This is a genomic window from Pedobacter sp. MR22-3 (assembly GCF_026240075.1).
Classification (GTDB): domain Bacteria; phylum Bacteroidota; class Bacteroidia; order Sphingobacteriales; family Sphingobacteriaceae; genus Pedobacter.
The window spans coordinates 664,149-688,992 of sequence record NZ_JAPIVF010000003.1; the positions used below are offsets into that span (position 1 = coordinate 664,149).

The following is a 24,844-nucleotide window of genomic DNA, read 5'->3' on the forward strand; positions in this document are numbered from 1 at the left end:
CGAATTAAATCGGAATTAAAAGCAGATTAAAGTTGAGGGAGGTAGATGATGAGGCAATTCTGTTGGTTTGCTGTAACCGATATTTCTATTTTTCCTTTAAACAGTGTAATGATCTTATTTGCCATATACAAGCCCATGCCTTCACCTTTCTGACCGATTTCAGCAGATTTTGTGTAAAAAGGCTTAAAAACTTCCTCATGAGCTGACGGTGGGATTCCCGGACCTTGATCAATAATTTTAACCAGGAATTGATGATTTGAATATTCCAGTTCCACCAATACCTGTTGATTTCCTGAAAATTTAAAGGCATTGGAAATCATATTGTCGATGGCAATTTGCAGTAAAACAGCATTCACGGAGACAAGGGCTATGCTGCCGTTTTCCAGTAAATTTTGAATGTCTAACTGTTGGTGGTGATGCAATTGCCAGTCAGACTGAATTTTGATTAAAAGTTCGTCCAATCGAACAGCTGATAACTGCGAATTAATTAGTTCAAGATCCATTTTAGCCAAAGCCAGTAAGCCATTGATGATGTGCTCCATATTTTCAGCATCGTCTAAAATGGATTGAATAACTTTTTGATAAGCCTGAACATCTCTTTCTTTCAAGAGCGCCAGCTCGGCAGTCATCATCATTCTGGTTACAGGCGTTCTTAATTCATGTGATGCATTGGCTACGAAGGTTTTCTGTAAGATAAAGGCTTGTTCCAGCTCTTCCATTAAATGGTTAAAACTTTGTGCAATCAGGTTAATTTCGTCTTTGGTCTGGTTTTCTTCCACCCTGAAAGCCAGATTTTCTGAGCCAACCTGTTTTACTTCTCCCATGAATTTTTTAAGCGGCTTCAGCATCTTTACGGCCACCCACCTGCTCAACAATAAAACGATGATTGAAATGGAAACAAAAGTAACCACCATAATTTTGAGCAATTTTTCTAATCGGTTATGTGTACCCTGATCGGTAGCAGAAGCCAGAATTACGAAATCGCCCTGATTGTCTTTATAGTAAATGCCAACTACCTGCCGCTCGCCATCTTTGTATTGCAGGTGTTTTTGGTTTCTAACCCGGTCGATGGTGGCCTTTGTCCAGTATTGGGCAGAATCTCCGATAAAGGTTGCCCGATCCCGCGCATCATAAATCCGGATGACTTCGCCCTTTAGTTTCTGTAAATATTGGTGTCGAACACTGCTCAAGGCATCTCTGCTCATCTCGTCTGCTTCCAGGTAGAGCTTCGCCGTAACCATGGTGCGGTCTGTCAGGCGTTCAAAAAAATCGGCCTGAAGAAACTTCATGAACGTAAAATAGACCATGCATAGTACCGCAAACAGCATGGAGGTGCTGATGAGGGTAAAATACAATGCAATGCGGTCTTTTATTTTCATTATTTAAGGATGTAACCCATGTTAATTTTGGTGTGAATCAGTTTGCGCTCAAAACCCTTTTCAATTTTCTTCCTTAAGAAATTGATATACACATCTATCACATTGGTGCCGGTATCAAAGTTGATGTTCCACACCTGTTCGGCAATATACTGGCGGGAAAGCAATCGGTTTGGATGCCTTAAAAACAATTCAAGCAAGTCAAATTCTTTGGCACTTAGCTCAATTTTTTTGTCTGCTCTACTTACTTCTTTACTTGAGGTGTTAAGGCAAAGGTCTTGAAAACAAAGGTGATGGCTTTCAGGAACTTCGGTCGTTAACTGACGTCTTAATAGGGCTGTTACTCTGGCCAGAAGTTCTTTCAGATGGAAGGGTTTAACCAGGTAATCATCCGCTCCGGCATCTAAACCCATCACTTTATCATCTACGGTTCCCATTGCAGTAAGCAGTAGAATAGGGATATTGATCTGGCTTTCACGCAAGTGTTTGCACAGCTGGATGCCATTTAAACCTGGCATCATAATATCTATAATCAGAAGATTAAAATCATTTTTGATAAAGTTTTCTAAGGCATCTGTTCCATTATAGGCGTTCCAAACCTGGTAACCATTTTCTTCCAGTGCTGATTTCAGCAGTCCGGCAATTTTATGATCATCTTCTGCTATTCCTATTTTAAGCATAGTACAAAAGTAATGAACTCATCTTAAAAGGAGATTAAAATAGGGCAGTAGGTCAGATTAATAGACCAACTATGAACGGTCGTCTTTTATAGAGGTTCGTCCTCCTGAACTTGACTCAGGATTTATTAAAATGTTAATTTACAATTATTTCGCCTAATTCAGTTACTTGAAGAAAGGTACTGAATCAGGTTCAGTATGACGAGTGGCTAGAGCAATCGTTCATTCCCGGTGGCCTAATATGTTTATTAATGTTAGTATGGTGTCTTCACCAATCGAAACGCTTCATTTTGAAAACGTTTAGGCATTAAGCAATCATCATTTCGGTCGGTGGGACACACGATCAATAGTGTTTACGCAAAAAAAAATCGCATTCAAACTTCCATACATGGTTATTTGAATGCGATTAGCTAAAGGATAAATAAAGTTATCCTTTTCGTGCCATATCAATCATCATTGAAATTTCATCAACGGCGGCTTCATTGCTGCCTTCAAAACCCATTAAATTAAACCTGATATTTCCCTGTGGATCGATGACAAACTTAGAGGGGATGCCATTCACTTTGTAATCACTCACCACTTTATTGATTTTGGTCTCAGGATCTTTATTGTCCATCAATACTTCAAAATTATAGTTCTGCGATTTGATGTAGTCGCCGGCATCTTTGGTAGGCGTAGCTGTTTTTTCCCAGGTATGGATAAACAAAAACTTTACGTTTGGATCATCCTTGTATTTATTAACAGCCATTTGCATTGCCGGAAAAGAAGCCTTGCATGGTCCGCACCAGGTTGCCCAGAAATCTAAAATCACCGTTTTACCCTTCAAACTGCTTAAAGTAACCTGCTTGCCATCCAGATCTGTAAGTGTAAAATCTAGCGCTGGTTTTTTTATCATCTCTTTGTTTAATTTTTGTTGAAGATTGGCGATAATTCCCTTTCTGATTTCAGCGGCATACTGGTCAAAACCGGCATCACTACCTTTTACTTTGATATAAAGTGTTTTAAATGCTGCACTCATTTCATCATTGGCTTTTCCTGATTTTACCGCCTCTTCCAGTTTGGCATAGGCCTCTTCATTTCTGTTTAAAGCCATCAGAATTTTTGCATACTGGAAGTTTGACTTTGGTGATGCTGTTTTCGGATTCGTTGATGCTAATGCTGCATATTTAAGCGCTTCCTTATAGTTTTTTTGTTCATAGAGAATGTTGGCGTAGGTCATGGTTAAACCCGGATAGCCTGATGCTGCAAATTTGGAAGAATTTAGGTCAGGTAGTTTACCATCATAGTATACCTTTGCGATTTCCATGGCTTTTTTATAATAGATAGACGCATTTTTTAAGTCGCCTGCTTTATAAAAAGCTTCAGCCAAGCCGCCATAACCGCTTCCTTTCCAGAAATCTAACATTAATTTTTCGCCGTATTCAATTGCTTTTGCGGTGTTTTTTTGTTCGGCATAACCCGTGGCAATGCTACTGGTGACATAGTCATAAACAATTAAATCTTCACCACTAAAATGTGATGGCGGAAATTTCTGAATCCAGGCTTTATAAGCCTTCTCCTTTTCAGCCGGTGTTTTCAGGTCATATATTTCATCATTAGCGGCTTTGTTTCTGGCACGTGAGCCGGCAGGGAACTTCTTTACTTCAGCTTCCAGTAAAGAGTCGCTAACTTTCTGGTTTTTCAATCGATAATAGTAATTAATGGCCAGATCCATTTCCTTTTCGCTGTTTGATGCGGCAAGGTCTTTTAGCTTATTGTTCAGCAGGGTTTTATCTTCTGGCTTTGTAGAAGTTAACCATTTTTCAAGGTCGGTCTTTGTACTGTCTAATGACTTGGTCTGTGCGCTTACCTGCGTTAATGTTGCAGACAGCAGCAGCGATGTAAGCATAATATTTAAAGTTTTCATCTTTTAAAATTTAGGTAGTTTTTAATTGTATCCGGGGTTTTGGGTTAGGGCATTATTGATCAAAATCTGCGCTTGGGGAATGGGATATAACACAGAAGTGGTTTTCCATGTAGTGGGTCTGAGTGTACCTAAAACGGCATCGGCACGATTGGTTCTTTTTAAATCAAACCAGCGATGGCCCCATTCTCCAAAAAGTTCCATTTTTCTTTCCTGTTCAACAGCAGAAAGCATTTGTGCCTGAGTTAAGGTTGCATTAATGTCTGGTAAACCTGCTCTGGATCTTACGGCATCTAAATCGGTTTTAGCTCCGCTGAGGTTATTCAGTTGTGCCCTGGCTTCTGCCCTGATCAAATATTGTTCAGCTAATCTTAACATCACATTATATTCATTACCAGTGCCTGATGCCACTTTATATTTGGTGATGGAATAGTAGGTTTTGCCGCCTAAAGTTTTGGGAGCGGTCCAGTTAGCGCGGCGTAAATCCGTTGTGCTTTCAAAACTCTGATACGTTCCGTCGGCTAAAGAATAGTTTGGAATGGCTGTAGCTGCAGACCCGTAATTATTTCCAGGTACCGAAAATCCATTTACATTTGCGATTTGCCAGATAATCTCATTACTGTTATTGATGAATGCCAATCCTGGTGCCGGTAAGCTATAGGTTCCGGAGCTGATAACTTGGGTAGCCTGTGCTTCTGCGTTCGCATAATCTTTTTGATACAGATAAACACGAGCCAGTAGGGCAGTGGCAGCATGTTTATTGACTCTGCCTCTAAAAGTGCCAACATATGCAGTTGGCAGCGAAGCTTGTGCTTCAGTTAAATCTTTAATGATTTGTGCATAAACCTGAGCCGAAGATGAACGTGGTAAAACGGCATTTTCAAAGGCAGCGTAATCATCTTTTAAGGGAAGAGGAACATCGCCGAATAAATTAACCAAATAGAAATAAAAATAAGCCCGTAGAAATTTAGCCTCTCCTAAAAGTTGCACTTTGGTAGAAGCGGTTAGCGTGGTAGAAGCTGTTATCCCGCTAATGGCATTATTGGTGTTTTTTATGCCTGGATATAAGTTGCCCCAGGTATTATTTACAAAATTATTATTAGTCAAGATAGCATTTTTCGAAAATTCCTGTATACTCGCATCCGAACCATTATACTGTACATCATCCGCTGATATTCCAGGGTATAATGTGATATAAGTTAGAAAGGCATTGGTATTCGCCGAAGCAGCCGTATAAATACCCATCACCACGCTCTGTGCCGCGGCATCGGTTTTAAAGGCATTTTCAAATGATATTTGTGTTGGCGGGGCACCCAATTCTACAAATTTTTTGCAGGACGGGATGGTCAAAACAGCGCCAAGCATGAGTGTGTTATAAATTAAATTTTTATATGTCTTTTTCATAATGATCGAAATTAAAATGAGCAATTAATACCAAATACAATTGTTCTTAAGGGTGGCAATACCTGGCCAATAGTTCCTGTACCCAGACCTGATGGTCCACCTTGAACGGTAGTTTCTGTATCCAGGGTGTATTTGTTTTTGGCCCAGGTATATAAATTCTGACCTTGAACAAAAATGCTTGCGTTTGAAATCTTCACTTGCTTAAGCCATTCTTGCGGTAGGGTATAGGATAAGTTTACAGATCTTAATTTTAGATAAGAAGCATCGCCATAAACCGCATCTGACTGGGTATAAAGGTTATAGGAGTTTGCTATAGTGGTGCCAGCAGTAGCAGAGGCTCCAGGGATATTGGATGATGTATTGGTCGGTGTCCATCTGCCTAACCAATAGTCATTTTGATTGACCAATGCACCCGGCCGGGTGTCTAAAATTTGGGTTACTCCGAATCTATGATTAAACTGGAAAAAGATACCTAATTCAAAACCTTTATACGTAAAAGTATTATTAAATCCGCCAAAGAATGGTGTTCCAAGATCAGCTATATATCTGTCATTTTGATTGATTACACCATTTCCATCTCTGTCTTCATAAGTCGCTGCACCTGTAGCTGGATTTACCCCTAAAAAATGGTAGGGGCGAAACAGGTTAAGAGGTTCTCCAACAACGTAACTAGAAGCTGAAAATGACTTTTCAAGATTAGGAAATTCAAGTAGTTTATTATTATTAAAGGTTACGTTCAGTGAAGACTTCCATGAAAAATCTTTAGAAACCAGATTGGTCGTATTCAATTCTAATTCTAAACCTTGATTTTGAATAACAGCCGGAAGATTTTGCGTGTAAGAGTTATAGCCGCTCTGTGAAGCCACAGCACTCGATGTAATTTGATCTGATGATCGGTTTCTATAATAATTTGCTGAAAATGAAATGCGGTCTTTTAAAAAACCTAAGTCAATTGCCAGATCTATCTTTTTGGTTGTTTCCCATCTAATGGTTTGATTGGGAAGGCCACTAGGTATTAGTGCGGCACTGCCTAAATAAGGTGTGGCGGGGTTATATAATGACAAATAAAGATAATTTGGAATTTGGTCATTACCAGTGGTACCAAAACTGGTTCTTAATTTACCAAAACTTAAAAAAGATAAATTTTCTTTTATAAAATCCTCATTAGAGAATACCCAGGCTGCGCCAACTGCACCAAAATTACCGAACCGGTTTTCAGGTCCAAACCTTGAAGATCCATCACGTCTGAATGTGGCATTGATCAGGTATTTTTCTTTCCAGTTATAATTTAATTTTGCAAACACAGCATTATACTTGTACTTCACAATGTTGTTGTAGAGAACGGTAACTGTTCCGGCAGCACTGAGTGTACCTAACAGTTCTTCCACACTGTAATTGTTTCCTAAAATTTGTGTGCCGTTAGAAGTGTTCTGCTGAAAGCTGGTACCCACCAAAGCTGTAAATTTACCTTGACCAATATTTTTGGAGTAATCGAGAGTAGGTTCAATACTCCAGTTCTGAGCTGTAGTATTTGCAAAAGTTGCCGAGCTGACAATGTTCCTGGAAGGGTTTTGTGAAGATGCCGGATCAGTATTAACCTGTTCAATTCTGGTCGTTGTATAACCGAAGTTTGATTTTGCCGTTAAGCCAGGTAAAATGGTATATCTGATCGTTGAATTCGCAATTAAGTTATTGGTAACGCCTGTATATTTTTTTTGTAGCGTAGCCAATGGATTAGTAAAACCGTTTGCCCAAAATAATTTACCATTGGCATCATAAAGTGGCAGGTTTGGTGGTAAGTTGTAGGCCGAAGACACATCAGATGCTGGCAGGTTTGTATTATCATTAGTGTAGCTTACCGAGAATGATGCACCAAATTTTTTGTTTTGCGAAACATGGTCAAGATTTAATCTCGAAGAAAATCTTTTATTGCCATTATCACCTAAAAATACACCAGTTTCTTTACGGTAAGCAGAGTTGAAAAAGAATCTCGTTTGATCATTGCCACCAGATAATGAGGCATCAACCTGATTCAAATGACCGCGATTTCCAATTAATAATTTCTGAAAATCAGTACCATTGTTTTGATCCCAAACGGTTAGATCAGGTGCATTGGTGGTATTGGGTGTAACATTATCATTTTGAAAAGCATCTCTTCTTAAAGTTAAATATTCCTGAAGATCCAAGATTGGAATAAAGCGGCTCACTTCTGTAAAACCTGACATTAAGTTTAGGCCAACTTTAACTTTTCCTGATTTTCCCTGCTTCGTGGTAATTAAAACCACCCCGTTAGCCCCCCTTGATCCATAAATGGCAGTTGCATCAGCATCTTTTAAAATGTCTATCCTTTCAATATCAGATGGATTGATCATACCAAAAGGACTGATGCCACCACTAGCGCCTGACGTTCCGAATGAATTGAGGTTATCTGTTGCCGGTTGTCCGCCATTGAAATTAGTAAAAGGTACACCATCAATTACATAAAGTGGAATTCCACCAGAAGTAAGAGAACTTTGTCCGCGAATCTGCACCTGAACGGTACTACCTGGTACCCCATTATTTTGTGCGATGAGCACTCCTGACATTCTACCTGACAGTGCAGCCAATGGATTTCCGACAGGTTGTTTCTGAATTTCATCAGCAGATATAGATGCAACAGCGCCCGTATTTAATTTTCTGGTGGTGGTGCCATAGCCAATAACCTGTACTTCATTCAGGCTTCCCGATTCTGGCGTTAAGGAAACTTTTAAAAGTGTATTTTCATTGACTAAAACTTCCCGGGTTACATAACCCACATAGCTTAGTATCAATGTGATGCTTTTTCCATCAGGTACGGTAACACTAAAATGTCCGTTTTGATCAGTAGCCGTGCTGAACATTTTATCTCCTTTAATTCTAATAGATACGCCCGGAAGCGGGTTTCCGTTCTCATCAGTAATCATTCCCGTTAAGTGGGTGTCATTAACTACTTCATTTGGGGCTAATTTAGCTGTTTTGGTAATCAGAATTTTATTGTCAACCTGCTGATAGGTGAGTCCGGTTCCTTTTAAAAGTAAATCCAGGATCTCCGTTACTGATTTTTCTCCTTCCGGAATACTCACTGGCTGGAGATTTTTCAATTCATTGATGCGGTATAAAAATCGAAACTGACTGTTTGCTTCAATTTTTTTGATCGCCGAAACCAGGTTTTCCTGATCGATGTGTATAGAAATCTTTACTTGCTGTGCCGATTGAGCAATAAGATCAGTAGCGAACAGGCATTGGAGAGAAGCCGTTAATACGATAGCAATGAGGAGGCTGGTGCGCATAAGCTGACGAATTAGATATCGTGTTTGGGATGATGAAGAGAAGAAAACATATTTCTTCCTACCCTCTGCCGATTGTGCAGAAAAATACATAATTTTAAGTGTTTTAAATGAATCCTAGAAAATTGTTTAAACGCATAGATATAGTTAGCGCTATATCTACACCGGCTCCTTGTTTAGCGACAAGGAGTTTTTTTTATTCATTCAAATGCGCAGCTGGTAAATTTTTTTCATGTGGTTTGGTTTAGTTGATTTTGGGTTTATTTATGGTTCACATCCTACGCCATTGATGGTTATGCCGCCGGCGCTGGTTTGGTATTGTGCATTATTGTAGGAACAGATGATTTTAAGAATCTCCTCTAATGATTCTCCCTTTAAAAAGGTTGCCGTAAACCTGCATTTTTTTGGAAGTTCATTTGCAAATGTAATGGGTGTATTAAATCTTTTTGATAAAATTTTTGCTGCCTCCTCTAGTGAAATATCATCAAAGAAAATATCGCTTTCCTGCCATTGTATTGCGTTTTTAGCCAATACATTAACAAAATTGATGCGTTTATTTTTCTGATTAAAAATAATCTGCTGGTTCGGAACAAGAATACCTAAAACTGACTGGCTATCCAATACGCTTACTTTTCCTCTGGTAACAGTAACTTCGATATTATGGTTGCCGGTATATGCTTTAATGTTAAATGCCGTTCCTAAAACTTTGGTGCTCAGTTTGCCTGCACGTACCATGAAACTTTTTTTAGCGTCATGCCTGATATCAAAATAACCTTCACCTACCAAAGTCACCATCCTTTCAGCACCAAAAACTTTTGGATAAGTGATTGAACTGTTATTATTCAGAATCACTGTGCTTCCATCAGGTAAATTTACCTTTTGGTGCTCATTTTCTGTTTTAACCGTTAATGAGGTAATGGATTGCGTAGCCTGTTTTGGACGGTTTGCTGTTTGCGCCATCCACTGTGGCATTTTGTTTTGATCTTTAAATAATATCGCGGCAAAACAAATGATAAAAAAAGCAGCTGCCCATCCCAGCCATTGCCTGGATAGGTCCGGCTTTTTCTTTATAAATTTTGAATCAGTGGAGATCACTTGTTTTAGAATCTGTTCTGCTTTGCCTGCATTCAACACTGCTTCAGGACTTTTATTCCAAAAATTATCCATTACCAGATCGAGCACTGTTGTATCATCCGCATTTTTTATAAGGGTCATAAACTCTTGCAATTCTGCAGGAGAGCATGTTCTGTTTACATACTGATCAAATAAATAGGTGGCTCTATCCGCTTGCATTTTGTTTAGTTTGATGGCTTAAGGTAGAAATGAAGATGTATCTGTCCCTTTTTAAACAATGACAATACAAAAATGGAAAGGAGGTAGTTAGATGAGAGATTATTTTACAAAAAATAATAAAAGTGGAATAACTTTTATTTGATCTTGTGTCGTCAGGAAGTTTTTAATTGATTTTACAGCATCTCTCAGGTGAGTTTTTACCGTTAATGGAGATAGGTTAAGTTTATTAGCTACATCAGCCTGTTTTAAACCTTCAATATGGCAAAGTTGATAAACTAATTTTTGCTGTGGCGGAAGTTTTTCAATGGCAGTTTCCAATAACTTCTTTGTTTCCTTAAATTGGATCTCATTTTCTGTAGCCAAATCTACATCAGATGTTTCCTGATGGGCCTTCAGGATATTCCTTTGTTCTACCGTAGCTTTTTTTAATGCATTTAACGTTTCATTTCTTGCGGTTGTACGTAGAAATCCTCCAAAATTTTCAATCTGGACTAAATGAGTTCTCTTCACCCAAAGCTTAATAAAAACATCCTGAACAATTTCCTCCGCTGCGGCATCTTCCTGAAGAATGGCTAGTGCGTAGCCGTACACTTTGTTGCGGTAAAAATTAAAAAGAATGCCAAAAGCCTGCTGATCTCCAATGGCAATTTTTGCCAGTATCAAGTTCTCATCAGTCAGTTCCTTTTGCATGGTGCTAATATATCAATTAAACTAAGTTTTTGAGTTTGATTATATTCACGATGTGCTTTACATTTTATCAATAGCACTAAAAGTTATTCCATTTCTGACACTATAATTTTAGATTAGGGATCAGGTTTAAAAAAGCCTGAAAGTTGGCCTTGTATTTTTTCTTATCCAGTTTAAAATAAAAAGCACCTTTCTTTGAACCTGATTTGTCTTTTTCTTCAAGTTTGATCAGTAAACCTGTAGAACTGATTTTTCTGCTAAAATTCCGGGTATCTATTTTAGTATCGTTCACCTCTTCAAAAAGCATCTGCAACTGAGGAATGGTAAACTTTTTGGGCAACATTTCGAATAAAATCGGGTGGAGGGCAGCCTTGTAACGTAGTTTTTTCCGTGCATCAGCCACCATTTGAGCATGGTCGAAAATTAACTTGGGACTTTCATTAACGAGAAACCATTCCGCGTGATATTCATCACTTAATTGCGCTTCATATTTATGAATATCAATTAAGGCAAAATAGCCTACAGATAATGTGCGTTCAATTGGATCGCGATGAGGTTCCCCGTAAATTTGCAACTGTTCCAGGTAAATTCCTTCCAGTCCGGTATTTTTTTTCAATACCCTATTGGCTGCATCATCCGGACTTTCATTGGCACCCACAAATCCACCAATTAAACTCCATTTGTTAATTTCAGGTTCCAGGCCACGCTTCACCAGCAATAATTTAAGGTGTTCTCCGTCAAAACCAAAAACAATGCAATCTACAGCCACCAGATAATGCGGTTGGCCTGAATATTCTATCATGCTGAAATTAATTTAAATGTGCCTGAATATCTTCAAAATTTTACGAAAATAGAAAATATCAGCAAATTATTAAATGTCATTTTGACAAATAATAATTTATTTATACTTTAGCCGAATTCAAATTCCATTTGTAGCCCAACATTCTAATCAATAAATACATGAGTACAACATTTGATCTTGATTCAAATCCACACAGAAGGCTTAATATTCTCACCGGAGAATGGGTTTTGGTATCACCACATCGCACCAAGCGGCCATGGCAGGGTAAGGTTGAAGATATAGCGGGTAATAACCGTCCGGAATATGATCCGAAATGTTACCTCTGCCCGGGAAACGATCGTGCAGATGGCGATGTTAATCCGGATTATAAGGAAAGCTTTGTTTTTAAAAATGATTTTTCAGCCTTGCTGGAAGATACACCTGTTGCTGGCTTAAATGATGATGGCTTATTGGTAGCACAAAATGAGCGTGGCATCTGTAAAGTGGTTAGTTTTAGTCCGAAACATCATTTAACCCTGCCAGAACTAAGCGTGAATGAAATCACTGCAGTTGTGGACTTATGGCAGCAGGAATTTAACAGCCTTTCTGAAAATGAATGGATCAAGTATATTCAGATTTTCGAAAATAAGGGCGAAATTATGGGTTGCAGCAACCCACATCCACATGGACAAATTTGGTCGCAAAGCGAAGTGCCAATGGAAATCGTGAAAGAAACTGAACGGCAGAAAAATTACTATGCTGTTCATCGGGAAAGTTTATTGTCGGCCTACCTTAAAATTGAATTAAAAAAGGATGAAAGAATTGTTTACGAAAATAATCATTTCGTAGTGCTGGTTCCATTCTGGGCAGTATGGCCTTATGAAACGATGATCATCAGTAAGCGGCAGGTGAGTAGTATCAAATATTTTAACCCTACAGAAAAAGCAGCATTGGCAGATGCGATAAAAGTGCTTACCAGTAAATATGATAACCTTTTTGAAACTTCGTTTCCTTATTCTGCAGGAATGCACCAGGCACCTGTAAATATTGGAGATCATCCGGAATGGCACTGGCATATGCATTTTTATCCACCATTATTGCGATCGGCGACCGTGAAGAAATTTATGGTGGGTTATGAAATGCTGGCCAATCCGCAGCGCGACATCACACCAGAATTTGCTGCAAATCGATTAAAAGAATTGTCTACAGAACATTATAAATTAAAACTAACCAAATCACATCATTAAGAGCGAATGGATATTGAACGTTTAAAAAATGCATTCAAAGAGATTTACCAAACCGAACCCATCCTGGTAAAATCTCCTGGAAGAATAAATATTATAGGAGAGCATACCGATTATAATGGTGGCTTTGTTATGCCGGCGGCCATTAATAAGGCCATATATGTTGCGGTATCAAAAAGAGATGATGAGGAAATTCACTTATATTCTGAAAGTTATCAGGCATCTTATACTTCTTCCGTTTCAGCCATAAAGAAATCTGATCTCAGCTGGGCGAATTATGTATTGGGCGTAGCCGATCAATTGGTTAACCGGGGTTATAAAATTGGTGGCTTCAACCTTTATTTGGATGGAAACGTTCCGCTAGGTGCAGGGCTTTCCTCTTCTGCCGCATTGGAATGTGCAACGGCTTTTGCACTCGACCATATGAATGAACTGGGCATTTCACAAATGGATCTGGCTTTAATTTCACAAAAAGCGGAACACGTATTTGCGGGTGTAAACTGCGGGATTATGGATCAGTTTGCTTCGGTTTTTGGTAAGCAGAATCATGCTGTTTTACTGGATTGCAGAAGCATGGAATATGAATATATTCCTTTGGCGTTGGAAGGCCACAAGCTTGTTTTACTCAATACTAATGTTAAACATTCGCTTTCTGATTCTGCCTATAACCAAAGAAGAGCACAGTGTGAACAAGGTGTAGCCTGGATTAGTGCACACCATCCGGAGGTAAGCAGTTTAAGGGATGCCGATTTAAAAATGCTGGATACATTTGTAAAGCCAAATGATGCGGAGGTTTACCAGAAATGTAAATATGTAGTAGAAGAAATCGGCCGGATTCAAAAAGCAGCAGAAGCACTTAAACAGGGTAATTTAGTTGCATTGGGCAAACTCATGCTCGAAACGCATGAAGGCCTAAGTCAGGAATATGAAGTGAGTTGTAAGGAACTTGATTTTCTGGTTAATTATGTGAAAGATTTAGATCATGTTCTTGGTGCCAGGATGATGGGTGGTGGCTTTGGCGGCTGTACCATCAATATTGTAAAAAATGAAGAAATAGATGCATTGATTTCAGAAGTAAGTGCACTTTATGAAAAAGAGTTTGGTTTGTCACTGGATGCATACGTGGTGGAAACGGCAGATGGATCAACGCTAATCAGCGCCTAAGCTGAGCTTTTTAAAAATATGTAAATAAAAAATAATCAGAATTTGATATGCCATCTGGGCCAGTTGAATAAACCTAAACAAATAAATGAATGAAAAATAATATTCTGGATGCAAAAGATTACATCGTATTCGCGGTGTATTTTGTAATTGTGGCAGCCTATGGCCTTTACATTTACAATAAAAAGAAATCCGAATCAACGGGCTCAAAAGATTACTTTCTAGCAGAAGGCTCACTTACCTGGTGGGCAATTGGTGCTTCTCTAATTGCTTCGAATATCTCAGCCGAGCAGTTTATCGGGATGAGTGGATCAGGATTTAAAATGGGATTGGCCATTGCCACTTACGAATGGATGGGGAGTTTAACCCTGATTGTAGTTGCCGTTTTCTTTATTCCGGTTTACCTGAAAAACAAAATTGCCACCATGCCACAGTTCCTGCACCAGCGCTATAATGGTACTGTTGCTATGATTATGGCTGTTTTTTGGTTGCTCTTATATGTAGTGGTTAACTTAACTTCTATCCTCTATTTAGGTGCACTGGCGGTGAGCAGTATTTCAGGGTTCAACCTCGAATTGTGTATGTATGCCATTGCAGCCTTTGCCATCATCATTACGTTAGGTGGTATGAAGGTAATTGGATATACCGATGTGATCCAGGTATTCTTCCTGATTTTAGGTGGTTTGGCGACCACTTACCTGGCGCTTAATCTGGTATCTACCCATTACGGAACAACGGGTATTTTTGAAGGTTACCACCTTATGAGTACCAAAGCATCAGAACACTTTCATATGATTCTTAAGCCTGAGAACGAAAATTATATCGATTTACCAGGTTTAAGCGTGCTGATAGGGGGGATGTGGATTGTAAACTTAAATTATTGGGGTTGCAATCAGTACATCACTCAACGTGCTTTGGGTGCCGATTTAAATACCGCAAGAGGTGGTTTATTATTTGCTGCCTTCCTGAAATTGTTGATGCCGATTATTGTGGTGCTTCCGGGTATTGCGGCATATGTACTTTATAAGGACGGGGCCTTCCAGACAGAGATGTTGCAAAATGGGTCTGTCAATCCCGATCGTGCTTATCCGGTATTGCTGAACTTACTGCCTGCCGGTTTGAAAGGGTTGTCTTTTGCAGCATTAACAGCAGCCGTTGTAGCTTCCTTAGCGGGTAAAGCGAACAGTATTGCCACTATTTTTACCCTGGATATTTACAAAAAAGTAATTAATCCCGAAGCAACAGAAAAGAATCTGGTATTGACAGGAAAGATTTCCATTATTGTAGCCATGATATTGGGTGTATTAATTGCTCCTCATCTGGGAATTGATAAAAAAGGTGGTTTCCAATATATTCAGGAATATACCGGCTTCGTGTCACCAGGTATTTTTGCCATGTTTATTCTGGGCTTCTTCTGGAAAAGAACCACTTCAAATGCTGCTTTATTCGCAACCATAGGTGGTTTCGGTATGTCATTATTGCTTAAGGCTTTGCCAAATTTAGCTGACCTTTCTTGGTTATCTGGTTTAGGCTTTTCAGTTAAAAATGCATCAGGAATCTATGAAATCCCTTTCCTTGACAGGATGGGCTTTGTATTTATATTCTGTATCATTGGTATGATCATCATTAGTTTATTTGAAAACAGAAAAGGTGTGAATCCTAAAGGACTGGATATTGATGCCAAAATGTTTAAAACCAGTACCAGTTTTGCCGTTGGAACATTGCTTATTATTGGCTTGCTGGTTGCACTGTACAGTGTTTACTGGTAAAATGCTAAGTCATTAGAAATACCGTAACAAAAAGGATAGTATCTGCTGATGCTATCCTTTTTGTTTGCACATCAATCGATAACTTAATCGTTAAATATAAAAAATAAGGTACGTTATTTTATTTCTGATAACAGGACATTATCAGAACAAGTGATTGTTGAAAAGAGAAAATTTTTAGCGCTGAACGCGTGGTCTTTTAGATTTGAATGCATCGTTTGACCTTGGTTTTGGAGCAGGTTTTTTGGGAGCAGTTTCTTCAGATAACTTAACAGTAATCACATTACCTTTAAATGTTTCTCCATTTAGCATGGAAATAATGTTTTTAGCATCATCTAAACTTGCTACTTCTATAAAGGCATAACCCTTGCACTTTCCGGTAGCCCGATCCCGAACAACCTTTATGGTGTCAATTTTGCCATGCAAACTAATAAAAATTGCCAGATCCATCTCCTGTATGTTGTCTGCCAGGCCACCGACGAAAAGCTTGTTCATTTTCAGAATATTATGTTTACTGTTTTATATCGCTTTTGATAACGTTTTCGCGAGCGTTATGTTTTGTGTTAATTTTTTGCAAAATAAAAATTTATAATGGTGAAAACAAAACAGATTTAACTTATAAGCTTCCCATTCTCTCCTCATCATTAATTTGCTTGAGGTTAATGCAGCATGGATAAATCAATTAAGTTTAAAGTTTACCATAAATTATTATCAGTTTTAAAACAATTGATCGCTTTTTGAAAGCGCAAATGATTTCCTATAACCAATCGGGATTATATTAATTGTCAATAGATTTTCTGTTCAACAAACCAATTTACGATTGATTAACATCCTTTAACAGTGCTTAGGAAGGGTTTTGAATATTACGGCAAGGAATTTGTTAATTGATAAGCTGATCAATAATAAAAAAATAAAAATATGAAATTTTACAAATCAATCCCGATAATGCTCTTGGCTGGAGTGATGATTTCCGGTTGCGTAAGTAATAAGAAATATACTGAACTTCAGGATACTTATTCTAAATTAAGAGAAAGAAATCAAGAGCTAAGTAATAAATACCAGGATAGTCAGCGAGAGCTTTCAGGTACAAGCAGCAGGGTGAAAAGCCTTGAAGAACAAATTGCTTCAGAAAAATCGAATGTTGCTGCCTTACAGGATGCTTTAAACAAATGTTTAAACTCCAGTAACCAGGGGAATGTGAACATTTCCAAACTGGTTGATGAAATTAACAGTTCCAATAAATATATTAAGCAACTGGTAAATGCTAAAAATAAAAGCGACTCGCTTAATATGGTGCTGACCAATAACCTGACCCGTTCTTTAAGCCGGGAAGAGCTTAGTGATGTGGATGTTCAGGTCTTAAAAGGTGTCGTATATATTTCATTGGCTGATAACATGCTTTATAAATCCGGTAGCTATGAGGTTTCTGATAAAGCTGGCGAAACTCTAAGCAAAATTGCCAAAATCATTAAAGATTACGGTACTTATGATGTGCTGATTGAAGGTAATACCGATAATGTGCCGATCACACAGCCGAATATTCGTAACAACTGGGACTTAAGTGCTTTAAGGGCGTCATCAGTTGTACAGGTATTACAAAATAAATATCAGGTAGATCCAAAACGATTAACGGCCGGAGGTCGCGGAGAGTTTAACCCTGTTGCCGATAACAATACACCAGCAGGAAAGGCACAAAACAGGAGAACACAAATTATCATCACCCCTAAGCTTGATCAGTTTATGGATTTGATTGGTAAAGCTCCGGAACAATCACAGAAATAAAATTTATAGATATTTAGGGCAGTCTCTTAAGGGCTGCCCTTTTTTATGCAAGAAATAATTGTTTAAGATAAGTTTAACCAACCTTATGGAAGCAAATAAATCTTAAACAGTGCTCAAGAAATGCCCGCTGGGGTGTATTCAAAATACTTCTGCACGTACCAGGATGTTAAATAAGCCTCAGAATGGGTGCAAGGCAAAGGCTTACCGGTTGATTTTGAATTGGCATCAACATCAGAAAATCAGGGACACAAAAAAGCCCCAGCTGATAAACTGAGGCTTTTCGCAGGTTGTTATGCTTTATAAGCTTCCTTGGCGTAGGTTTTTAAATATTTTTTGAGCATTTCTCTCGCCACATGGATTCTGGTTTTTACGGTTCCAAGCGGAATCTGCAATTCATCTGCAATCTCGTGGTATTTAAAACCTTCAAAATATTTAATAAACGGAACACTGTAAACCTCCGGCAAATGATTCAATGCTTTCTGAATATCATCTACAATCATCTTACCCACACTTGCATTACGTTCAGAACTATACATCAGGTTAGCTGATGATATTTCATCGTCTTGTGTAATCAGGGTTTTTGCTTTTGCAGATTTACGGTAATTGTTAATAAATGTGTTTTTCATGATGACAAACAGCCAGCCTTTAAAATTGGTGCCTTCCTGAAAATTCTGATAAAATCTGATGGCTTTCAACATCGTGTCTTGAACCAAATCGTTAGCATCTTCGATGTCTTTTGTGAAATTTAAAGCATGCATTTTAAGCGAAAGAGAGTGGCTGTTAACCATGTTGTTAAATTCGAATTGTGTCATGATGTTTTAGGTTAAGGATGTGCAATCAAACGAACAATAGTTATACCAAAAGATGCGGTTGCAACTATTGGTCTGATTTTAAAATCGGATCAAAAAATAGGTCTATGATATGATTAAAGCGTTTTAGGTATTTTAGGGCTTCGCTGTTCATTTGCAGATAGCGTATAAATACGGGGGTTTATACTTAATAGAATTTTGGTTTCCTTACAGTACTTTTCTAAGCTGCATAATATTCCATACAGCATTTAATTAAAACTTTTTACACCAATAAATACTTTATTTTAATAAATCCTCAGACATGGAAGAATTAATGAACCAGGTAAAAAGCTTCCTGGGTAGCAAGGCACAAAACATTTTTAAAAAAGGACCTGCAGCAATTGAAATTAAAGTTAAGGAGGGAGTTGATGCCAAAAAATTAGCTGAAGATTTAAAGCAACATATCGTCGCCCTGATTAGTGAAGATACCATTGCCATGATAAGTTTGGTTGACCATCGTGGGATGCCGGTGGATCATTTCTCACTGAATCAATAATCATTCATGACGAGATATTTGTTTGGTTGTCCAAATGGAAAACCATTGTATCAGATTCTTGTTCTATGGCATAATGAAAGAAGCTTTTCAACCTGCAAATCTTACAAATGGATATGGCCCGGTTCAAATTTGGTATGGTAAAAAAATAACGAAAGCGATTATCAGGTGAAACCTGTATAAACAAATATGGAAATAGATATCCGCAAAAGAAAAATAGGTTTAAACTTTAATGAAAATGGTGCAGCCGAAATTTACCTCTGGGCCCCTTATGCAACCGGCGTTTCATTGCTCACAAATGGCAGAAAAATCAGCCTGATTAAAGAAGATTATGGCTACTGGTTTTTGAAAACCAGCCAGATCATTGAAAATGATGCATATGGCTTTGAAGTTTTGCAGTCGGAAGATACCGTTTCATCCTCTAATGGGATGAAATACCTGCAACGGGCAGACCCGGCTTCATTGTGGCAGAAAGAGGGGGTACAGGGAAATTCAACGGCCTATAAGCTTAATGCATTTAAATGGACGGATCAGCAGTGGCAGGGAATACCATTGGAAGAATTCATCATTTATGAACTGCATACCGGAACCTTTACAGAAAACGGAGATTTTAAAGCTATTGAAAATAAAATCAGGTATTTAAAAGAATTGGGGATTACGGCAATTGAACTGATGCCCGTTGCTCAGTTCTCCGGTGATAGAAACTGGGGTTATGATGGTGTTTTTCCATTTGCCATCCAAAATTCTTACGGTGGGCCAGAAGCCCTTTGTCAACTTATTAATGCCTGCCATGAAAATGGGTTGGCGGTAATTGTAGATGTAGTTTATAATCATATGGGCCCTGAAGGGAACTATTTTAATGATTTTGGACCTTATTTTACGGATAAATATCAAACCCCATGGGGGCAGGCCATTAACTTTGATGATGCCAATTGTGATCCGGTTAGGGATTACTTCATCGAAAATGTGTTGATGTGGTTCCGGGATTTTCATGTAGATGCCCTCCGCCTGGATGCCGTGCATGCCATTAAGGATTTTAGTACAACCCATATCCTGCAGGAAATACGGCAACATGTGGACCAACTTTCTGCTTATACCGGAAAATCTTATCAGTTAATTGTTGAACTGGATTTAAATGATCCTAAATATATTAATACGATTGACCGTGGTGGCTATGGGATGGATGCCCAATGGGCTGATGAATTTCACCATGCTCTGCGCGTTACAGCGGGGCAGGAGCCTAAGGGATATTATAAGGAATTTAATGGTATTGAGCACCTGGCAAAAGCTTATAAAGATGCCTATGTTTATGACGGGCAATATTCGCCACACCGGCAAAAGAAATTTGGTGCCAGGGCAACCTATAATGATGGAAGACAATTTGTTGTTTTTTCGCAAAATCATGATCAGGTCGGCAACAGGATGCTTGGAGAAAGAACCAGTGAATTGCTGGGTTTCGAAATGTCAAAAATACTGGCGGCAGCAGTATGTTGTAGTCCTTTTTTACCTCTTATCTTTATGGGTGAAGAATATGGCGAAACCAACCGTTTCCAGTTTTTTACCAGCCACAGCGATCATGATTTGATTAAAGCCGTAAGAAAGGGAAGAAAATCTGAATTCGCCGCATTTCACCATGATGAGGAAACACCTGATCCCCAAAATATCGAAACTTTTCTTCAGTCAAAGTTAGACTGGCGAAAAATCAATCGCCCTTCTCACCATCATATGTTGCAATATTATAAAGCATTAATTAGTCTGCGTAAAGATCACCCGGCACTTTCTGTTTTAAATCGGAAAAATTTAAAGGTAAAAGCCATTGCAACACAAAACTGTTTAATACTGGAGCGCTGGCACGAAGATGAGCGGATCTTATGCCTCATGAATTTTTCTAGCCAGGTACAAGTGTTGCTTCTGGAAGAACACGCCCGGAAATACCAGAACATCTTTAACTCCGCATCTGTCATGTGGGGTGGCACAAGTGATGATGAACCTGTTTCATTTACCGAAAAAATAACCGTATTACCTGAATCGATCCTAATTTTTCATTGTAAAAATGTATAAACCTTCCAGCACCTACCGAATCCAGTTTAATCAGGATTTTACTTTTCAATCGCTCCGTAACATCATTCCATATCTTAAAAAATTAGGGATAGATACAATATATGCTTCACCAATTTTTGAATCTTCCCCCGGAAGCATGCACGGTTATGATACCATTAATCCTCATAAAATTAATCCCGAAATAGGAACCGAAGCAGAATTATACCAGCTTTCTGCTGATTTAAAAGCCGCGGGAATAGGCTGGCTGCAGGATATTGTACCTAACCATATGGCTTTTCATACCGGTAATGCCTGGCTGATGGACGTATTGAAAAATGGAAAGAAATCTGCATATTCCTCTTTCTTTGACATTGATTTTTCGCATGAAACCAAACTGATGGTTCCGTTTTTAGGGGAAGATTTAAATGATGCCATTGCCAATGGTGCGCTGCAGCTAACGGCTGAAAATGGGGAATATTACCTTTGTTACGGAGGAACCAACTGGCCGGTTAGTGAAGCAACGAAGCAAAATCTTCAGGGAAAAAATAGCTCATTAATTAATAGCCGTAAACCTGAATTACTCGAAATCGTCAACCAACAGCATTACAGGCTATGTAACTGGCAGGAAACTTTTCATAAAATCAATTACAGGCGGTTTTTTACTGTAAATAGTTTAATCTGCTTGAATATTCAGGATAAAGCGGTATTTAATACCTATCATGAATATATTTTCAAATTTGTACAAGAGGGTATTTTTCAGGGATTACGTATAGACCATGTTGATGGGTTATACGATCCGAAAATGTATCTGGACAGGTTAAGGAAAGCGATTGGCGATGAGGTATACGTTGTCATTGAAAAAATTCTTGAATATGAAGAAAAACTTCCGGCAGACTGGAATACGCAGGGAAATACAGGTTATGATTTTCTGGCCATCACTAACAACCTGTTTACTAATCAAGCTGCACAGCAATCATTTGATAAGCTATACCAGAAAGTAACCGGAAAATCACAGGATCTGGAAGTGCTTATTCATGAAAAGAAAGAAACTATTTTATATGAGCACATGAGTGGCGAACTTGATAATTTATATCAGTTGGCTAAAAACCTGGAATTGATTGCTGATACGGATGAAAATGAGATTGGTGCCGATATTCTTAAAAAAGGAATCGGTGAAATGATGATTCAAATGCCGGTTTACCGCTATTATGATTACCAGTTTCCTTTAAAAAATGACGCTTTAAATGAATTGAAGAAATTAATTTCTGGAGTGATTATTCAGGATGAATTAAAACCGGCAGGAGCTTTTTTGACGAAAATTTTTATTGAAAAGCCTTTGCAGGGAGATGCAGTTTATCTTAAAAATATAAGTCAGTTCTACCAACGTTGTATGCAGTTTACCGGTCCGCTAATGGCTAAAGGAGTAGAAGATACAGTAATGTTTACTTATAATCTTTTCGTTGGCCATACTGAAGTGGGTGATGCACCGCATGCATTTGGAATTTCTATCGAAGATTTTCATTCAAAAATGATAGAGAGGCAGGAGGAATGGCCGCTTTCTTTAAATGGAAGTGCTACTCACGATACCAAGAAGGGTGAAGATGTAAGGGCAAGGTTAAACGTATTAACAGATCTTCCGGAAGATTGGATCAAGGTTGTGGAAACGCTTTTAAAAACGACCAGCCAGCTCAAGGAGGAAAATGAATCTTTTAAAGCGTTGCATAATAATGATATGTACCTGGTGATTCAAACCATTTTAGGTGTGCTATCCATGCCAGGTGAAGATACGGATGATATTCACAACCGTTTGGCCCAATACATAGAAAAAGCCTTGCGTGAAGCCAAAAAACGATCAGGTTGGGCATCGCCGGATGAAGATTACGAGCAGTCTGTTAAAGATTTTGCAACAGCTTTAATAAAACCCGAGCACAGTGGCAATCAGGCCATTCAGCAATTTATTGAAAAAATTGCAGATTTTGGTATCATCAACAGTTTATCGCAACAGGTTTTAAAATTTACCTGTCCGGGTATTCCGGATATTTATCAGGGTACCGAATTGTGGGACTTAAGCCTGGTAGACCCTGATAACCGCAGACCCGTAGATTATGATAAGAGAATCCGTTTTCAGTCTGAACAACAGGATCAAACCTTAAAGGAGTTATGGGAAGAACGTTATTCGGGGAAAATAAAACTGTGGTTAACCCAGCGTCTGGCAACCGTCAGAAAAAATCATGCTCAAATTTTTGAAGATGGCCAATACATTCCGCTTCAGGTTTCAGGAAAATTTAAGCACAATGTTGTTTCCTTTGCCAGGTATCACCGGCAGGAATGGATAGTGGTTGCCGTTCCATTAGGCTTAGCCGCAGTGGCGAATAAGGATGCTAAAGCCGCCAATAAGTTTGATTGGGCAGATACAGAAATTATACTTCCCGCAGGGGCACCGGTGGAATGGGATGATTTGATTACAGGCACATCCGGCGTGAAAGATATATTGAATAAAGGCATCCTGATCAATCAGATTTTAAGTGAAGTGCCGGTGGGATTAGTTAAACTTAAATCCAAAGAAAATGACCGTTCTGCAGGTATTTTAATGCATATTAGTTCCCTGCCGTCTGATTATGGAATTGGCGATATAGGGCCAGAAAGCAGAAGTTTTATTGATTTTCTGACCGAATCCGGGCAAAGATACTGGCAGATTTTGCCTGTGAACCCTACAAAATCCGAAAACGGCCACTCCCCATATTCCAGTAATTCTGCCATGGCCGGTAATATTTTACTGATCAGTCCTGATTTACTGCGGTCAGATGGTTTATTGAAAGAAGCTGATCTGAAAAATGCTGTACTCGAATCAACTGATCAGGTTGATTATGACCGCGTGGAAGAACATAAACATCATTTACTGAAATTGGCTTATCATAACTTCAGGGAGTCACCTCATTCTGAACTGCACAAGTCTTTTGAAACGTTTTGTACCGCAGAAAAAAGTTGGCTTCATAATTTTTCCTTATATGTAACCATTAAAGCCAATAACAGGCAACAGGAATGGTACCATTGGCCTGAACAGTTAAAAACTAGTGATCCCAATGCGTTGGCAGAGTTTATTGAACAGTTCGCCGATGAAGTAGAGGAAATTAAATGGCAGCAGTTTATTTTTTTTCAGCAATGGCATGAACTGAAAGATTACGCCAATCAGCATGGTATTCAGATCGTAGGTGATCTTCCATTTTACCTCGACCTGGATTCGGTAGAGGTATGGTCTCAGCCATCATTTTTTAAGCTGGGCAAGGACCTGAAACCTCTTAAAATCGCCGGGGTTCCTCCCGATTATTTTAATGAAAACGGTCAGCTCTGGGGAATGCCGATTTTCAATTGGGAGGCCATGAAAGCAGACCGGTATACCTGGTGGGTAAACCGACTTAAAAAAAATATGGAATTATTTGACTTATTGCGACTGGATCATTTCAGGGCTTTTTCTTCTTTCTGGGAAGTTGATGCAGGTGCAAAAACGGCGATTAACGGAAAGTGGATAGATGGGCCTGGAAATGACTTTTTTGAAGTCATAGAAAGCGAATTAGGGCAGTTGCCATTTATTGCTGAAGATCTGGGTGAAATTACCAGTGACGTGGAACAACTGCGTGAAAGATTTAAATTACCGGGGATGAAAGTGCTGCAATTTGCCTTTGGAAGTGATTTAATAAACACAACACACATTCCGCATAATTTTAGTTCTTCAAATTGTTTGGTTTATACCGGTACACATGATAATAATACCCTTTTAGGCTGGTTTAAAGAGGAAGCTGATGACAACACCAAAAAAAGACTCGATATGTATTTCGGCTTCAGCCAGAATGAAGAAAATATCTGTCAAACCATTTTGAGGGCAGTATATTCCGCTGTTGCGGCAATAGCAATTGTACCTGTTCAGGATATCCTGAATCTGGATGAATCTGCAAGAATGAATACTCCTGGCAGAAATTCCGGGAACTGGAAATGGCGCTTAACCAAAGAAAAGTTAGATAATAGCCTGATTGGCTGGTTAAAGATGGAAATGGAACGATGTAACAGAAAACGTTAGTGATGATCA

Annotated in this window: 17 protein-coding genes; 7 read left to right on the plus strand and 10 right to left on the minus strand. The window is 38.7% G+C overall.

Annotation, left to right across the window (positions count from 1 at the left end):
- Positions 1 to 26: 26 nt before the first annotated feature.
- The 8 genes from OQ267_RS09715 to OQ267_RS09750 all read right to left on the minus strand — a co-directional run bounded on the left by OQ267_RS09715 (position 27) and on the right by OQ267_RS09750 (position 11,447).
- Complete coding sequence (locus OQ267_RS09715) at positions 27 to 1,379, minus strand: sensor histidine kinase (protein ID WP_265835724.1); 1,353 nt, start codon at positions 1,377 to 1,379, stop codon at positions 27 to 29.
- The gene (locus tag OQ267_RS09720) at positions 1,379 to 2,056 is read right to left on the minus strand and encodes a response regulator transcription factor (RefSeq protein WP_265835725.1); all 678 of its coding nucleotides are present in this window, start codon (positions 2,054 to 2,056) and stop codon (positions 1,379 to 1,381) included. Before OQ267_RS09720 ends, OQ267_RS09715 begins: the two co-directional genes overlap by 1 nt.
- A gap of 424 nt (positions 2,057 to 2,480) precedes the next feature.
- Positions 2,481 to 3,959, minus strand: a complete 1,479-nt coding sequence (locus OQ267_RS09725) for a redoxin domain-containing protein (protein WP_265835726.1) — start codon at positions 3,957 to 3,959, stop codon at positions 2,481 to 2,483.
- A 21-nt stretch (positions 3,960 to 3,980) separates the two neighbouring features.
- A complete protein-coding gene (locus OQ267_RS09730; RefSeq protein WP_265835727.1) occupies positions 3,981 to 5,360 on the minus strand; it encodes a RagB/SusD family nutrient uptake outer membrane protein in 1,380 nt (459 codons plus the stop codon).
- 11 nt (positions 5,361 to 5,371) lie between these two features.
- Positions 5,372 to 8,758 carry a TonB-dependent receptor gene (locus OQ267_RS09735; RefSeq protein ID WP_265835728.1) on the minus strand — a complete coding sequence of 1,129 codons (3,387 nt, stop codon included), beginning with the start codon at positions 8,756 to 8,758 and terminating at the stop codon, positions 5,372 to 5,374.
- Between the two features lie 171 nt (positions 8,759 to 8,929).
- The gene (locus OQ267_RS09740) at positions 8,930 to 9,958 is read right to left on the minus strand and encodes a FecR family protein (RefSeq protein WP_265835729.1); all 1,029 of its coding nucleotides are present in this window, start codon (positions 9,956 to 9,958) and stop codon (positions 8,930 to 8,932) included.
- A 99-nt stretch (positions 9,959 to 10,057) separates the two neighbouring features.
- Entirely contained in the window at positions 10,058 to 10,648 is a 591-nt protein-coding gene (locus OQ267_RS09745; protein WP_088302361.1) for an RNA polymerase sigma factor, read from the minus strand.
- Positions 10,649 to 10,748: 100 nt separating this feature from the next.
- Entirely contained in the window at positions 10,749 to 11,447 is a 699-nt protein-coding gene (locus tag OQ267_RS09750) for an NUDIX hydrolase (protein WP_088302362.1), read from the minus strand.
- 158 nt (positions 11,448 to 11,605) lie between these two features.
- Between OQ267_RS09750 and OQ267_RS09755 the strand changes: the two genes are divergently transcribed.
- The 3 genes from OQ267_RS09755 (at position 11,606) to OQ267_RS09765 (ending at position 15,600) form a co-directional block, all read left to right on the plus strand.
- The gene (locus OQ267_RS09755; protein ID WP_265835730.1) at positions 11,606 to 12,673 is read left to right on the plus strand and encodes a UDP-glucose--hexose-1-phosphate uridylyltransferase; all 1,068 of its coding nucleotides are present in this window, start codon (positions 11,606 to 11,608) and stop codon (positions 12,671 to 12,673) included.
- Positions 12,674 to 12,679: 6 nt separating this feature from the next.
- A complete protein-coding gene (locus OQ267_RS09760; RefSeq protein WP_265835731.1) occupies positions 12,680 to 13,834 on the plus strand; it encodes a galactokinase in 1,155 nt (384 codons plus the stop codon).
- A gap of 89 nt (positions 13,835 to 13,923) precedes the next feature.
- The gene (locus OQ267_RS09765) at positions 13,924 to 15,600 is read left to right on the plus strand and encodes a sodium:solute symporter family transporter (RefSeq protein WP_265835732.1); all 1,677 of its coding nucleotides are present in this window, start codon (positions 13,924 to 13,926) and stop codon (positions 15,598 to 15,600) included.
- 174 nt (positions 15,601 to 15,774) lie between these two features.
- On the opposite strand, the gene OQ267_RS09770 is transcribed toward OQ267_RS09765, so the two are convergent.
- Positions 15,775 to 16,092 carry an RNA recognition motif domain-containing protein gene (locus OQ267_RS09770; RefSeq protein WP_088302366.1) on the minus strand — a complete coding sequence of 106 codons (318 nt, stop codon included), beginning with the start codon at positions 16,090 to 16,092 and terminating at the stop codon, positions 15,775 to 15,777.
- Positions 16,093 to 16,515: 423 nt separating this feature from the next.
- Between OQ267_RS09770 and OQ267_RS09775 the strand changes: the two genes are divergently transcribed.
- Positions 16,516 to 17,379 carry an OmpA family protein gene (locus OQ267_RS09775; RefSeq protein ID WP_265835733.1) on the plus strand — a complete coding sequence of 288 codons (864 nt, stop codon included), beginning with the start codon at positions 16,516 to 16,518 and terminating at the stop codon, positions 17,377 to 17,379.
- Between the two features lie 290 nt (positions 17,380 to 17,669).
- Here the strand turns inward: OQ267_RS09775 and OQ267_RS09780 are convergent, their stop codons facing one another.
- Complete coding sequence (locus tag OQ267_RS09780) at positions 17,670 to 18,191, minus strand: RNA polymerase sigma factor (protein WP_088302368.1); 522 nt, start codon at positions 18,189 to 18,191, stop codon at positions 17,670 to 17,672.
- Between the two features lie 298 nt (positions 18,192 to 18,489).
- Between OQ267_RS09780 and OQ267_RS09785 the strand changes: the two genes are divergently transcribed.
- From OQ267_RS09785 to treY, 3 genes are all read left to right on the plus strand, one after another.
- A complete protein-coding gene (locus OQ267_RS09785; RefSeq protein ID WP_265835735.1) occupies positions 18,490 to 18,723 on the plus strand; it encodes a hypothetical protein in 234 nt (77 codons plus the stop codon).
- A 186-nt stretch (positions 18,724 to 18,909) separates the two neighbouring features.
- Positions 18,910 to 20,781 (plus strand): malto-oligosyltrehalose trehalohydrolase, encoded by a 1,872-nt coding sequence (treZ, locus tag OQ267_RS09790; protein WP_265835736.1) that lies wholly within the window; start codon positions 18,910 to 18,912, stop codon positions 20,779 to 20,781.
- Positions 20,774 to 24,835, plus strand: coding sequence for a malto-oligosyltrehalose synthase (treY, locus tag OQ267_RS09795; RefSeq protein WP_265835737.1), 4,062 nt, complete (start codon positions 20,774 to 20,776; stop codon positions 24,833 to 24,835). Before treZ ends, treY begins: the two co-directional genes overlap by 8 nt.
- The last annotated feature ends 9 nt before the right edge of the window (positions 24,836 to 24,844 follow it).

Bases quoted from the DNA above. Each gene is read 5' to 3' on its own strand.
- OQ267_RS09715 (WP_265835724.1), bottom strand. From the start codon at position 1,379: ATGAAAATAAAAGACCGCATTGCATTGTATTTTACCCTCATCAGCACC.
- OQ267_RS09720 (WP_265835725.1), bottom strand. From the start codon at position 2,056: ATGCTTAAAATAGGAATAGCAGAAGATGATCATAAAATTGCCGGACTG.
- OQ267_RS09725 (WP_265835726.1), bottom strand. From the start codon at position 3,959: ATGAAAACTTTAAATATTATGCTTACATCGCTGCTGCTGTCTGCAACA.
- OQ267_RS09730 (WP_265835727.1), bottom strand. From the start codon at position 5,360: ATGAAAAAGACATATAAAAATTTAATTTATAACACACTCATGCTTGGC.
- OQ267_RS09735 (WP_265835728.1), bottom strand. From the start codon at position 8,758: ATGTATTTTTCTGCACAATCGGCAGAGGGTAGGAAGAAATATGTTTTC.
- OQ267_RS09740 (WP_265835729.1), bottom strand. From the start codon at position 9,958: ATGCAAGCGGATAGAGCCACCTATTTATTTGATCAGTATGTAAACAGA.
- OQ267_RS09745 (WP_088302361.1), bottom strand. From the start codon at position 10,648: ATGCAAAAGGAACTGACTGATGAGAACTTGATACTGGCAAAAATTGCC.
- OQ267_RS09750 (WP_088302362.1), bottom strand. From the start codon at position 11,447: ATGATAGAATATTCAGGCCAACCGCATTATCTGGTGGCTGTAGATTGC.
- OQ267_RS09755 (WP_265835730.1), top strand. From the start codon at position 11,606: ATGAGTACAACATTTGATCTTGATTCAAATCCACACAGAAGGCTTAAT.
- OQ267_RS09760 (WP_265835731.1), top strand. From the start codon at position 12,680: ATGGATATTGAACGTTTAAAAAATGCATTCAAAGAGATTTACCAAACC.
- OQ267_RS09765 (WP_265835732.1), top strand. From the start codon at position 13,924: ATGAAAAATAATATTCTGGATGCAAAAGATTACATCGTATTCGCGGTG.
- OQ267_RS09770 (WP_088302366.1), bottom strand. From the start codon at position 16,092: ATGAACAAGCTTTTCGTCGGTGGCCTGGCAGACAACATACAGGAGATG.
- OQ267_RS09775 (WP_265835733.1), top strand. From the start codon at position 16,516: ATGAAATTTTACAAATCAATCCCGATAATGCTCTTGGCTGGAGTGATG.
- OQ267_RS09780 (WP_088302368.1), bottom strand. From the start codon at position 18,191: ATGACACAATTCGAATTTAACAACATGGTTAACAGCCACTCTCTTTCG.
- OQ267_RS09785 (WP_265835735.1), top strand. From the start codon at position 18,490: ATGGAAGAATTAATGAACCAGGTAAAAAGCTTCCTGGGTAGCAAGGCA.
- treZ (WP_265835736.1), top strand. From the start codon at position 18,910: ATGGAAATAGATATCCGCAAAAGAAAAATAGGTTTAAACTTTAATGAA.
- treY (WP_265835737.1), top strand. From the start codon at position 20,774: ATGTATAAACCTTCCAGCACCTACCGAATCCAGTTTAATCAGGATTTT.